Raw genomic sequence first — 13,945 nt, 5'->3', positions numbered from 1 at the left:
AATTAAACAATAAACAAATTAGATGGAGCGCCGTATGAGGTGAAAGTCTCACGTACGGTGTGGAGTGGGGGAAAAGGTAGAGATAACTTCAAATCCTTACCTATCACTAACCATCAGCTGGTGTTAATGCTGTAGAGAATAAGAATGGACGTGAACGAACTTTTAACCAGTCAATTAAATTTTGTTTCCCTGCTACATATCCACCAATTACCCCAATTGCTTTTGATAATGTACCAATTTGGAAATCAACTTTATCAGAAAGACCGAAGTGCTTTACAGTTCCTGCACCTTTTCCAAGTACACCTGAACCGTGTGCATCATCTACGTATGTCATTAAATCTAACTCTTCTGCAATCTCAACAATTTCTGGTAGTTTTGCAACATCTCCATCCATTGAAAAGACACCGTCTGTAATTACCATTAATTTATTGTAAAGACCTGATTCTTTCGCCGCAATTGCTTTTTGGCGTAAATCTTCCATATCCGAATGTTTATAAACAATAATTTTTGCTTTTGATAGACGACTACCATCAATAATAGAAGCATGGTTTAATTCGTCTGAAAGAATTGCATCATTTTTATCCATAACAGCTGAAATCGCTGCCATATTACAGTTAAATCCTGATTGATAAGCAATTGCTGCTTCTGTATGTTTAAACTTTGCAATTGTTTCTTCTAACTTAATATGCAAATCTAAAGTACCGTTAATTGTACGAACAGCCCCTGCTCCAACACCGTACTTATGAATAGCACCAATTGCTGCTTCTTGCAAACGGCTATCTGTTGCTAATCCCAGATAGTTGTTTGAAGATAAGTTAATATATTCTTTTCCGCCAATTGTAATGATCGGTCCATTTGAACTCTCAAGCGGATCAATTACGTTATAAAGCCCCTTTGATTTTAAATCCTCTAAATTTTCTTCTAAAAATTTCGCAAGTGTTTTACTAGACATCGTGAAGCCTCCCATCGTTCATGTAAGCGGATTATTGTCTTAATAGTTCTAATAATCCCTCTACTAGCTTAACACGTTTTCAGAATTTATTATAGAAAAATAGTTTAAAGTAATCGCTTACAATTTTAGATTATATATGATTCATTACAATAAATCTATTATTTACTTTTCATATTTGATAGAATTAAAAAAATATTTCCGGAGGTTTCAAACATGGCATTTACAGAATCTGATGTATACAATAACACAGCATTTTTCGAACAATATATGAAACGAAGATACCGAGAAAATAGCCCAAATGAATCCATTGAAAAACCAGTATTCTTTCAGCTCATTGGTCATGTACGAGGAAAACAAATTCTCGATTTAGGCTGTGGTGATGCTAAGTTTGGCGCGGAATTATTAGAAAAGGGATGCTACTCTTACACCGGCATTGAAGGCTCTGAACTTATGTATGAAAAAGCTAAAAAACAACTAGAAAATAAAAATGGATCTGTTCATTTTTTAAACCTCAAAGATTATACCTACCCCTCTTCCACTTTTGATTTAGTAACATCTAGACTCGCCTTACATTATATTGAACATCTTGATACCATTTTTCAAAATGTGTTTCAAACTTTAAAAACAAATGGCACCTTTACCTTTAGCGTTCAACATCCCGTTATTACTTCTTCGTTTGAAAGCTTACAAACAAGTGGTAAAAGAACGAGTTGGCTCGTCGATGATTACTTTAAACTAGGCAAACGGGTTGAACCATGGATTGACCAAGAAGTTATTAAATATCATCGTACAACGGAAGATTATTTCACATTATTACAGCAAGCCGGATTTACCATTACATCATTAAAAGAAGCTACACCAAATCCAACCTATTTTCAAAATGAAGAAGAGTATAAACGTCGCTTACGTATTCCTCTCTTCCTCTTATTTTCTTGTACCAAATAAAAAAACGATGAATCACTCATCGTTTTTTTATCTCATTACCTGAGCAACTTCTTTAACTACACGTCTTCCTCTTCCGTGAGGTATACAAAGCGGTGTTCCAAACAACGGATCCGTACTAATTTGACACTCCATTCGGAATACATCACGTACTAGTTTCTCATCTACCACTTCTTCAGGTTTACCTTGTGCATATATTTGTTTATCTTGAATGGCTACAATGTTATCTGCATAGCGACATGCTAAATTTAAATCGTGTAATACCATAACAATTGTTCTTTGTTCTGTTTCATTTAATTCGAATAATAAATCTAGCACTTCAATTTGGTGAGTCATATCTAAATATGTAGTAGGCTCATCCAGTAAAATAATATCTGTATCTTGTGCAAGCGTCATTGCAATCCAAGCACGTTGTCGTTGTCCACCTGAAAGAGCATGCACATCACGCTCAGCAAATTCTGTCATACCTGTTGCTGCAAGTGCCTTCTGTACCATTTCCTCATCTTTTTCTGACCACTGTTTCAGCCATGTTTGATATGGATAGCGTCCTTGTTTTACAAGTTGCAATACTGTAAGCCCTTCAGGTGCTTGCGGTCCTTGCGGTAAAATTGCCATTTGACGAGCAATTTGCTTCGTTTGCATACTTTGAATAGCTTGATTATCTAACAAAATGTCACCAGTTGTTGGCTTTAATAATCTAGCTAGTGAACGTAATAAAGTTGATTTCCCGCAACCGTTGGAACCGATAAAGATTGTAATTTCACCTTTTGGAATTTCTAAATTCAACTCATCGATAATAGTTGTTTCACCATAAGACAACGTCAAACGTTTCGTCTCCAATGCTTTTTGCATATTCATCTCCCTTTATGAATTCCGACTTTTATAAAGTAAATAAATAAAATAAGGTGCACCAATTGCTGATGTAAATACCCCTGCTGGAATTTCAAGTGGTGTGAAAACTGTACGCCCAATTAAATCTGCAGCAAGTACTAGAATTGCACCAACAATAGCTGCAACTGGGAGCAATGCACCGTATAAAGAACCAACTAATCTTCGTGAAATATGTGGTGCCATTAAACCGACAAATCCAATCCCTCCAGCAAAAGCTACCGCACCACCAATTAAAGCTGTACTAAGTAATAACATAAATACACGCGACTTTGTTAAAGGAACCCCAAGTCCTACCGCTATATCATCCCCTAGCTCTTGTGCATTTAAATGCCTAGCTGCGATAAATGATATTACTGTTAAAATGAGAACCCAAGGTGCAAGTACCATAACATTTTGCCAAGAAGAGCCGTAAACGGTACCCGTAATCCATACATTCGCTTGGCTCGCTTGATAAATTGGTGCTAACAACATAAATAATGTTGTTGCCGCCTTCGTTAATGCCCAAAATCCAACACCAATTAAAACGAGACTAATTGGTGATAATCCATCATTTTTCCATGCAAATAAGTATACAAAAACCGCTACAATCGTTGCGCCTACAAAAGCTGCGAGCGGCATATAATGAATACTTACCGTTAGTGCATTATTTTTATCACTAAATAGCGCTAAAAATAATACAACTGCGACACTTGCCCCGCCCGTAATCCCGATGATATCAGGAGAAGCAAGTGGATTTCGAACGAGCCCTTGTAAAATACAGCCCGCTACTGCAAGCGCAATTCCTACGAGGATAGCAATTAAAATACGTGGCATACGAAACTTATTCACAACCATATTTGACATCGCATCGCCATTTCCAGTAATTGCTTGCCATACGTCATAAGGAGCAATTTTCATGTCTCCCATACCTGCGCTCGCAAAGAATAATCCTATTAAAACAACTAGTAAACTTAACAAGACGAGACAAGCTCGTTTATACATTAAAAACGAGAGCTCACCTTTTCCTATACGAAACGGAATATATTTCTTCATTTGCTAAGCCCTCTCTTACGTGCAATATAAATAAAGAATGGAGCTCCAATAAATGCTGTCATAACTCCTACTGGTACTTCTTGTGGCATAATGACATATCTTGCTGCTATATCAGCCAATATTAGTAGTATTGCACCTAACAATCCGCTATAAGGTACTCTCCATCTGTGGTCAACTCCAACAAGAAATCTCGCAAAATGCGGAGTAATAATTCCAATAAATCCAATTGGGCCAGCAACCGCAACCGAACCACCAGACAACAGTACAATAATAAGTAACACGAATGATTTCATTAAAATTGTTCGTTGTCCAAGTCCTTTCGCGACGTCTTCTCCCATCATCAATGTATTTACTTTCCCTGCCATCATAAGAGATGCAATCCATCCTATTAATAAATATGGGAATACAGATTGTAAAATTTCTAACTTTCTCCCTTGCACAGATCCAGCAAGCCAAAATAATACCTCTTCAAGTGCTTTTTCATTTAACACAAGTAATCCTTGTGTTAATGATGAAAATAACGCACTAATTGCGACCCCTGCTAACGTTAACTTAAGAGGAGTAGTTCCTTCTTTTCCTAAAGAACTAGAAGCAAATACAAGTACAGCTGCAACCGCCGCTCCTAAAAAGGCAATCCATGTGAAAGCTGATAATGATGTTACTGAAAAGATTACAATTGCTACAACTATGAAGAACGCAGCACCTGAATTTAATCCAATAAAATCTGGAGAAGCAAGTGGATTCTTAGTTAAAGTTTGCATAAGACAACCAGCAATGGCTAAACTAGCACCAACACTAGCTGCAATTAACGCCCTAGGCAGACGTACATTTTGAATAATAATATGTTCATTGGAACCGTTAAAATGGAAAAAAGCATCCAATGCTAGTTTCCAACTCGTATTTGTATATCCAAAAATAATACTTCCCCAAATACAAATAACGACTGCAATGATTCCAACAAATAATCCAATCCATTTTGCTCGATTTGTTTTTAATAACATGCAGCGTTTCCCCTTCAATGTATAATGATACGTTGTTAGTGTATTTCAACTTAATTCTCATTGTCAACGGAAATGAGAATTATTTTCACCCATATGTATTGACAATCAAAAGATAAAGGCTTAATATCATGCTTGCTATTGAAAAATATTCTCAACATGTAGGGGGTACATAATGAATTTCATGCGGAAGAAATCGTTTACAGTATTTGTATTTTTACTAGCATTTTCAATGCTTTTAAGCGCTTGTGGAAAATCAAATAACAAAGAAGAATCTACAAAAGAAGATAATAAAAAAGAAGTGGTTACTGTAGAACATGCAATGGGTAAAACAGAAGTTCCTGCTAATCCAAAACGTGTAGTTATCTTAACAAATGAAGGAACTGAAGCTTTACTTGAATTAGGTGTGAAACCAGTTGGTGCTGTAAAGTCTTGGACTGGTGACCCATGGTATCCACATATTAAGGATAAAATGAAAGATGTAAAAGTTGTTGGTGATGAAGGACAAGTTAACGTTGAAACAATTGCTTCTTTAAAACCAGACTTAATTATCGGTAATAAAATGCGCCACGAAAAAGTGTACGAACAACTAAAAGCAATTGCACCTACTGTGTTCTCAGAAACATTACGTGGTGAATGGAAAGATAACTTCAAATTTTATGCAAAAGCATTAAATAAAGAAAAAGAAGGTCAAAAAGTTGTAGCTGATTACGAATCACGTATAAAAGATTTAAAAGGCAAACTTGGCGATAAAGTAAACCAAGAAATCTCTATGGTTCGTTTCATGCCTGGTGATGTTCGTATTTATCATGGCGATACATTCTCTGGTGTTATTTTAAAAGAACTTGGATTTAAACGTCCTGGAGATCAAAATAAAGATGATTTTGCAGAGCGTAACGTATCTAAAGAGCGTATTTCTGCTATGGATGGTGACGTATTATTCTACTTCACATTCGATAAAGGAAATGAGAAAAAAGGATCTGAACTAGAAAAAGAGTATATAAACGATCCTCTATTTAAAAATTTAAATGCAGTAAAAAATGGTAAAGCATACAAAGTTGATGACGTTATTTGGAATACAGCTGGTGGCGTAATGGCCGCTAACCTACTATTAGATGACATCGAAAAACGCTTTGTTAAATAATATTTCCTTAACCAGCTCCCTTCTGTGGAGCTGGTTATTTTTCAATTCACTTAAATGTCACATTATTTCGTTTTGTATTTTTATTCCCAATATGTTATATTGAGAAAGTAAATAGAATATATTTCCTTTATATCGGAATAAATATTTTAATCTAAATTTTCTGATTAATCACTATTTTATTTTCTTTTAGAATTCAATTATTACATTTGAAAACGCTTATCATCTCGTTTTCAGGGCAAAATACAGTAACGGTCGAAGAAAAATAGAACTTTTTTAGAAATTTTCTTTCTATTTCCATATAATTCTATTGACCTCTAAATATTTTGTAAATTAAAATGATTACATAAATATCCGTTATACAGGATTAGGGGGAAACAAAAATGGATGCAGCTTTAAAATTAGACAAAGCTGGAGAGCAACAATCACCAAAAAAACATCCACCAGGGTTGTACTTGTTGTTCTTAACAGAAATGTGGGAAAGATTTAGTTATTATGGAATGCGTGGCCTTTTAGTTCTTTATTTAACAACTGCTGCGGTTAGTGGCGGGTTAGGATTTGATAAGGCATTTGCAGTGCAATTATACGGTTATTTTACAGCAGCAGTATATTTCATGCCAATTCTTGGCGGATGGCTAACTGATCATTACATTACAAGACGTCATGCCATTACTCTCGGCGGAATTATTATGGCAATCGGTAACTTTGTACTATTCTCAATGAACACAAAAACAGGACTTTTCCTTGGATTAATATTATTAGTTATTGGTAATGGATTCTTTAAACCAAATATTTCTACACTGTTAGGTGAATTGTATGATGAAAATGATTCACGTCGTGACAGTGCATTTACTATCTTCTATATGGGTATTAACGTAGGTGCTTTCTTTGCTCCACTTATTTGTGGATTTTTAGCAGAAGACTTCTTTAAAACAAGCGTTGATGGCGTTATGGTTATGGGATATAAATACGGATTCTTAGCAGCTTGTATCGGTATGATTGTTGGGCAAATTGTTTTCAACTTATTAGCTCCTCGCTACCTTGGTAAAGCTGGAACAACAGTTGTCGGTAAAAAATCAAAAAATCAACCTACAATTGAAAAGAAACCTTTAACAAAACAAGAAAAAAATCGCACTTGGGCAATTGTAATTTTAACTTGTTTCGTAGTATTCTTCTGGGCAGGCTTTGAACAAGCTGGTAGTTCTTTAACACTTTATACAGATAAATTTGTTGATCGTACAATTTTCGGATGGGAAGTGCCAACATCTTGGTTCCAATCCGTTAATCCAGCGTTCATCGTACTCCTTGCACCATTCGTATCTATGCTATGGTTAAAACTTTCTAAATCAAAGCGTGGCGATTTAAAAATACCAACAAAAATGGCATTTGGTATGATTTTACTAGGTATAGGTTACCTGGTTTTAACATTAGCGGTTCTAAAAACCGGAAGTAGTGAAGCTGATATAACTGTTAAAGCAAACTTATTATTCATCGTTATCACTTATATGTTCCATACAATTGGAGAACTATTCTTATCACCAATCGGATTATCTATGGTAAGTGCAATTGCACCTGTTAAATTAGCATCATTATTAATGGGTGTATGGTTAGCTGGTTCAGGTATGGCTAACTGGTTAGCTGGTAAACTTGCTTCCTTTACACAATCATTAGGATACCTTGAAGTATTTGCAAGTATCGGGATTATCGTTATCGTCTTAGGATTTGTACTTCTTCTATGCTCTAAAAAAGTTGCAAGTATGATGGAATAACAAAAAGACGCTTCTAAAATTAGAAGCGTCTTTTTTATTATTTCTCCTCTAAAGCTGTCACGTCCACATGAACGCTCTCACCAGGATTAGATACATCATACACTTGAGCACTCCCCTTCTGCTCATCACAGCTCTCAATCCATACTGGTACGCCCTCATATGTAACGTCAATTCTACTTGAAGAAGATAAGATTTGTTTCACACGTTTTACATCCATACTACTATCCCTCCTTTTGCTTACTACACTCCTTTCTATTTTTTCTTTTCCTTTTAGAATATATTCCGTAAGGCAGCATGTTGATTGATAGTCATTTCTTCCTCACATGCTAATATTTACTCTCTCGCTACCTTTCTGACAAATAAAAAAAGACGTATATTCTACACGTCTTTTTCCATAATATTCAAATTTTAAGAAAATAATGTTTTTACTACCGCACTTACTTTATCATTATGGATTTGATAATACACTTCTAATCCTCGTCTTTCAAAGCGTACTACTTTATTTTGCTTTAACTTCGTTAAATGTTGTGAAACAGTTGATTGTGGAATTTCTAATACTTCCTGTAGCTGTGTTACATTACATGTTCCTCTTTGCATAAGTTCCATTACTAGACGTAGACGAAGTGGGTGAGCTAACGCTCTTAACATTTGTACATCTTCTTCTGAAATACGACATTCGAATTGATTTTGGCTCATAAAGTTCCCCTCATTTTCGTTTTTATTTGCGTTTTTATGTTCTTTTTATTTATTTATATATCTGTTCTTATATTTCCTGTTACGACATAACTTTATCAACCTATAAAGCCGAAAAATTTTTCCATCTTCATCAGCAAAAATTCAGGAAAAAATCCTTGCTGATTTTGAATATTATACTATATGATATAACGAAAAAGCAAAATAATGGCCTACGAATACTTTGCTTGCAAACGTTGTTTTATCAGGCTTTTTGTTATATTTTCACCTCATTGAAATGCACAGTAACGGTATTGTAAAATACCGTCTATAATTGATAACCTATCGTAATGTAGTTGAACTATAATTAACCTCTTTGTTACGCTAAAAGGAATTTTCAGTAAAAAGAGATGATGTGATATTAAAAATTTGTTTCTTATTTTTTATTCGTATTGCAAGCGGTTGGATTGTTGTGCAAAACTTCCTATTAAATCCACTCACCGTTCCCCCCACTAGATCAAACAGGACAGATAATTGCATATATCAAACTTTATACTTAATATAAAAGACTTCATCTAATATACGCCTATAAGGAACATGCCATCTGAATAAGCAAAATAATATGCACATAGTTTATACAGCACACTTAAATTCATTTGAGTGTGTTTTTTGTCTACTTTATGAACAAAGCTTTTCTTTTAACACTATTATGGAATAATTATACTTTTTTACGTTGACAATAGTGTTGAAGGAGAATATACTAAGCATGTAAGTTGATTGTGAATAATTTCACAAATAATGTGAATTTCTTCACATATAATAGATAGGAGTTGTCATTATTATGAGTACTTGGACACAAATTTATGACCCATTAAACAATATTTGGTTATCTGCACTAATCGCAGCACTTCCAATCTTTTGTTTCATCATTTGTTTAATGGGATTCAAAATGAAAAGTTACATGGCTGGTCTTTATAGTGTGATTGTCGCTATTATCCTTGCAATATTTGTTTATAAAATGCCAGCAACAGTAGCTGTAGCATCTGCCGGATTCGGTGTTTTATCTGGATTTTATCCAATTTGTACTATCGTTATCGCCGCAATTTTCCTTTACAAATTAACTGTTAAAACAGAGCAATTCAATATTATTCGCGATAGTATTTCAAGCATTACAAATGATCAACGTTTACAAGTATTATTAATCGCTTATTCTTTCGGTGCTTTCTTAGAAGGCGCAGCTGGTCTAGGAGTTCCAGTTGCTATTACAGCTGCACTACTTGTAGGTATGGGCTTTAATCCATTAAAAGCAGCAGGTATTTGTTTAGTAGCTAATATTGCTGGTGGTGCTATGGGTGCTATGGGTATTCCAGTTACAGTACCAGCACAATTAACTCAACTTGACGCATTAACTATTGGTCGTCAAACTGTTCTTATTTTACCTTTCATTAGTGTTATCTTACCTTTCTTACTTGTTTCAATGGTCGATGGAATTAAAGGTATTAAAGAAACTTGGCAAGGTATTCTTGTAAGTGGTGTTTCTTTCGCTATTACTCAATTCGCTGTAACTTACTTCTTAGGCGCAGAACTTACTAATATTTTCGCAGCCGTTGTAAGTATGATCTCTCTTGCATTATTCTTACGTGTTTGGCAACCAAAATCTTCTACTAAAGAAGAAAAACAAGAAACTAAAGTATCACACACATTCAATCAAATTTTATATGCTTGGTCTCCATTCGTATTCTTAACTGCATTTGTAACAATCTTTAACTTAAAACCGATTAAAGCTTTATTTGCTCCAGATGGTGCGTTAGCAAACTTAGTATTTAACATTCAGTTCCCTGGTCTTCATAATGCTGTTATGAAAACTACACCAATTACAAAAGCTGATACACCTTTCGCAGCTGTTTTCAAATTTGATGTATTCTCTTCTACAACTACTGCGATTGTACTAGCAATTATCGTTTCACTTATCGTTTACCGCGTAAAAGGTAAAATGGTTAAAGAATTAATGATTGAAACAATGAAAGAATTAAAAGCTCCAGTATATACAATTTGTAGCGTTATCGCATTAGCTTACGTAGAGAACTACTCTGGTATGTCATCTACACTTGGACTTGCATTCTCTTCTACTGGTAATGCATTCCCAATTCTTTCTCCAATCTTAGGATGGATTGGCGTATTCATTACAGGTTCAGTAGTTTCAAGTGGTTCTTTATTCGCACCACTTCAAGCAGTAACAGCAGACCAGTTAAACATCGTTCCTTCTACACTCGTTGCCTTAAACGTAGTAGGTGGTACAATGGCAAAAATGGTTTCACCACAATCTGTAGCAGTTGCTTGTGCCGCAGTTGGACTAGTTGGTAAAGAATCTGCTCTATTTAAAACAGCAATGAAATACAGTTTAATCTTCTTAGCTGTTATTAGCTTACTTCAATTAAACGCTGTATTTAATATCTTTTAAAAATAAAACACCGATCCAAGTGGATCGGTGTTTTTCACATTACATTTTTTTATTTTTTAATAAAGAAGCCCCAGCAATTTCAGGGTGAGTCATTTCGAATGGATCTAAAATAATATCCAATTCCTCTTCTGTCAGTACACCATGTTCTAAACATAACTCCCTTACAGATTTCCCTGTTTCAATTGCTTCACGTGCAATACGAGATGCTGCTTCATAACCAATATGAGGATTAACTGCTGTAATAATTCCAACACTTTTCTCAACATATTGCTTCAGCAATTCTTCATTTGCCGTAATTCCTTCAATACAATATTCACGGAATACACGGAATCCATTATTCATAATACTAATAGATTGAATTAAATTAAATACAAGCACAGGCTCCATTACGTTTAACTCTAATTGTCCTGCTTCTGATGCTAAGCAAATTGTATGATCGTTTCCGATTACTTGGAATGCGACTTGGTTAATCACTTCTGCCATAACTGGATTTACTTTTCCTGGCATAATCGATGAACCTGGCTGACGTGCTGGCAATTGAATTTCAGCTAACCCAACACGTGGACCAGACGCCATAATACGAAGATCGTTTGCAATTTTAGACATGTTCATCATACATACTTTAAGTGCTGCAGATACCTCTGTGTATGCATCTGTATTTTGCGTTGCATCAACTAAATGCTCTGCACCAACAAGTGGGAATCCACTAAACGTTCTTAAATGTTTTACTACTTGTTCAATATACGTAGGATTTGCATTTAATCCTGTACCAACAGCTGTCGCGCCCATATTCACTTCATATAAATGTTGACGAGACTGTTTAATTCTTTTTATATCACGCGCAAGCACTCGGCTATACGCTTCAAATTCTTGTCCAAGGCGAATTGGAACTGCATCTTGTAAATGTGTGCGTCCCATTTTAATAACATGATCAAACTCTTTTGCTTTTTTACGAAAAGCAGAATGAAGTTCTTCCATTGTAATAAGAAGCTTTTCTAACATCATAAGAGTTGCAATATGAATTCCTGTCGGAAACGCATCGTTCGTTGATTGGGCCATGTTCACATGAGTGTTTGGGCTAATTTTCGCATACGCCCCTTTTTCATATCCCATACGTTCTAACGCTCTATTCGCAATTACTTCATTTGTATTCATATTAATAGAAGTTCCGGCTCCACCTTGAATAGGATCCACGATAAATTGATCATGAAACTTTCCATCAACAATTTCTTGCGCTGCTTCTGCAATTTCATGCCCAATGTCTTTAGCTAAGTAACCAGTATCTATATTCGCAAGCGCCGCCGCTTTTTTCACAATTGCCATTGCTGTAATGAGTGATGGATGAATGCGATATCCTGTAATTGGGAAGTTTTCTACGGCACGTAATGTTTGTACACCATAATAAGCTGCACTTGGTACTTCTTTTTCACCTAAAAAATCTTTTTCTATACGTATATCCTTCGTTGCTATCATTTTTATCACCTATACTTTTTCATTCTAAATCCTTATCCAAAAAATCCGCCCTCTAAAAACACGAGTATCATTCAGAAGAATTTTTCAGTATCCACCTTCACTATATAGCACCTTTTTTGAAAGCGCAAACATTTATTTTTCTGTATATCCTTTTTATTAAAGTTTATAGAAAATCATTCTTCTACTTTCCTTATTTCCACTCGTTTAATTTGATGCATATCCTTTTCAAGGACTTTAAAATAAAAACCGTGTTTCTCAATAATATCTCCTTCAGCAACGATTTGTTTTTGTACCATAATCCAGCCACCAATTGTATCTACATCATCAGCAATTAAATGTATGCCAAGCAAATCATTTACTTCACTAATAAGCACTTTTCCCTCTACGATTTTATAACCTTCACTTACATGCTCTATAGGAGGATTCTCATCTTCATCGTATTCATCTCGAATTTCTCCAACAATTTCTTCTAAAATATCTTCTAGTGTAACAATCCCAGCTGTACCACCATATTCATCATACAATACAGCTAATGGAATGTGTTTTCTTTGCATTTGTAATAGTAAATCATGAATTGGAATATTTTCTAGCACTTCAATAACTGGCCTTGTATATGGCATAATCGAGCACTCCTCATCCCGATTACCATCCATATAACGAATAAATAAATCTTTTACATTAACCATCCCAATAATTTCATCTTTATCTTCACCAAATACAGGATATCTCGTGTACTTTTCTTGCGCGATTACTTTAATATGTGTTTCAAATGGTTCATCCTCATATAAGCCTACAACTTCCGTACGAGGTACCATAATTTCTTTTGCTACTCTATTATCAAATTCAAAAATATTATTTACATATTTAAATTCCCTTTGGTTAATCTCTCCGCTCTCATAGCTCTCAGATAAGATTAACCTTAATTCTTCTTCTGAATGAGCTACTTCATGTTCAGAAGCTGGATGTAATCCGAATAAACCAGTTACAACCCTCGCTGAACCATTCAAAGCCCAAATAAACGGATACATAACTCGGTAAAAATAAATAAGTGGTTTCGATAACAATAAGCTAACTTGTTCTGCTTTTTGTATAGCAAATGTCTTTGGAGCAAGTTCCCCAATGACAACATGTAAAAATGTAATTACTGCAAAGGCAATAATAAATGAAACTGTACTGGAAATTGCAGGTGAGAATTTTAATTTTAAAAACAACGGCTCGAGTAAATGTTTAATGGTTGGTTCCCCTAACCACCCAAGCCCTAAAGCAGTAATTGTAATACCTAGCTGACAGGCCGATAAATATTCATCTAAATTTGAAGTTACCTTTTTAGCTGCCAGTGCACCTCGTCTTTTTTCGCTAACGAGTTGATCAATACGACTGCTACGTACCTTAATAATTGCAAATTCAACAGCCACAAAAAATGCTGTTAACCCAATAAGAATGACTACCATCAATAATTTTAAAATATCCACATATGCTCTTTAGCTTTCTTAGCTAAAGTTACACCTCCTCGTATGATTAAGTTAGGTTTTTTAGGGACGGGATGTACCTATAAACCCAAGAGTATCTATTTTTATGAGATACTTAAATTTGTAGATAGAGTGTTGCCGACCA

General features: G+C 35.0%; 11 protein-coding genes and 1 pseudogene. 4 read left to right on the top strand and 8 right to left on the bottom strand.

From position 1 onward, the window contains the following. Nucleotides 1–112 precede the first annotated feature (112 nt). Nucleotides 113–952: pseudogene (locus MR168_RS28690) on the bottom strand (aminotransferase class I/II-fold pyridoxal phosphate-dependent enzyme); the annotation flags it as partial. Between the two features lie 213 nt (nt 953–1,165). Between MR168_RS28690 and MR168_RS28685 the strand changes: the two are divergent. Continuing rightward, nucleotides 1,166–1,897: a class I SAM-dependent DNA methyltransferase gene (locus MR168_RS28685; RefSeq protein ID WP_000885978.1), complete on the top strand. Its 732-nt coding sequence runs from the start codon at nt 1,166–1,168 to the stop codon at nt 1,895–1,897. Between the two features lie 27 nt (nt 1,898–1,924). Here MR168_RS28685 and MR168_RS28680 read toward each other — a convergent pair whose 3' ends face one another. From MR168_RS28680 to MR168_RS28670, 3 genes are read right to left on the bottom strand one after another with little or no spacing between them, the layout of a single operon-like run. Further along, nucleotides 1,925–2,746, bottom strand: a complete 822-nt coding sequence (locus tag MR168_RS28680; protein ID WP_086412318.1) for an ABC transporter ATP-binding protein — start codon at nt 2,744–2,746, stop codon at nt 1,925–1,927. 12 nt (nt 2,747–2,758) lie between these two features. Next, on the bottom strand, nt 2,759–3,817 hold the full coding sequence (locus MR168_RS28675) for a FecCD family ABC transporter permease (protein WP_086412319.1): 1,059 nt from the start codon (nt 3,815–3,817) through the stop codon (nt 2,759–2,761). Further along, nucleotides 3,814–4,818 (bottom strand): FecCD family ABC transporter permease, encoded by a 1,005-nt coding sequence (locus MR168_RS28670; RefSeq protein WP_000925232.1) that lies wholly within the window; start codon nt 4,816–4,818, stop codon nt 3,814–3,816. The genes MR168_RS28675 and MR168_RS28670 overlap by 4 nt, the downstream gene beginning before the upstream one ends. Nucleotides 4,819–4,990: 172 nt before the next feature. Here MR168_RS28670 and MR168_RS28665 point away from each other — a divergent pair, with 172 nt between their 5' ends. Further along, nucleotides 4,991–5,959, top strand: a complete 969-nt coding sequence (locus tag MR168_RS28665) for an ABC transporter substrate-binding protein (RefSeq protein ID WP_001010274.1) — start codon at nt 4,991–4,993, stop codon at nt 5,957–5,959. 380 nt (nt 5,960–6,339) lie between these two features. After that, nucleotides 6,340–7,725 carry a peptide MFS transporter gene (locus tag MR168_RS28660; protein WP_000338327.1) on the top strand — a complete coding sequence of 462 codons (1,386 nt, stop codon included), beginning with the start codon at nt 6,340–6,342 and terminating at the stop codon, nt 7,723–7,725. A 37-nt stretch (nt 7,726–7,762) separates the two neighbouring features. Here the strand turns inward: MR168_RS28660 and MR168_RS28655 are convergent, their stop codons facing one another. Together MR168_RS28655 and MR168_RS28650 are read right to left on the bottom strand one after the other, a co-directional pair. Continuing rightward, nucleotides 7,763–7,942: an acid-soluble spore protein H gene (locus MR168_RS28655; protein WP_000382679.1), complete on the bottom strand. Its 180-nt coding sequence runs from the start codon at nt 7,940–7,942 to the stop codon at nt 7,763–7,765. Nucleotides 7,943–8,133: 191 nt separating this feature from the next. Further along, nucleotides 8,134–8,421 (bottom strand): ArsR/SmtB family transcription factor, encoded by a 288-nt coding sequence (locus MR168_RS28650; protein ID WP_000081428.1) that lies wholly within the window; start codon nt 8,419–8,421, stop codon nt 8,134–8,136. An 817-nt stretch (nt 8,422–9,238) separates the two neighbouring features. On the opposite strand from MR168_RS28650, the gene MR168_RS28645 reads away from it, so the two are divergent. Continuing rightward, nucleotides 9,239–10,858 (top strand): L-lactate permease, encoded by a 1,620-nt coding sequence (locus MR168_RS28645; RefSeq protein ID WP_000109103.1) that lies wholly within the window; start codon nt 9,239–9,241, stop codon nt 10,856–10,858. 39 nt (nt 10,859–10,897) lie between these two features. Here MR168_RS28645 and aspA read toward each other — a convergent pair whose 3' ends face one another. Next, on the bottom strand, nt 10,898–12,331 hold the full coding sequence (gene aspA, locus MR168_RS28640; RefSeq protein ID WP_000562130.1) for an aspartate ammonia-lyase: 1,434 nt from the start codon (nt 12,329–12,331) through the stop codon (nt 10,898–10,900). A gap of 173 nt (nt 12,332–12,504) precedes the next feature. Beyond that, the gene (locus MR168_RS28635; protein ID WP_000353314.1) at nt 12,505–13,803 is read right to left on the bottom strand and encodes a hemolysin family protein; all 1,299 of its coding nucleotides are present in this window, start codon (nt 13,801–13,803) and stop codon (nt 12,505–12,507) included. Nucleotides 13,804–13,945: the final 142 nt, after the last annotated feature.

It is taken from the genome of Bacillus cereus group sp. BfR-BA-01356, assembly GCF_022663635.1.
Taxonomy (GTDB): Bacteria; Bacillota; Bacilli; order Bacillales; family Bacillaceae_G; genus Bacillus_A; species Bacillus_A cereus.
This window is presented reverse-complemented; position numbering and strand designations above follow the sequence as displayed.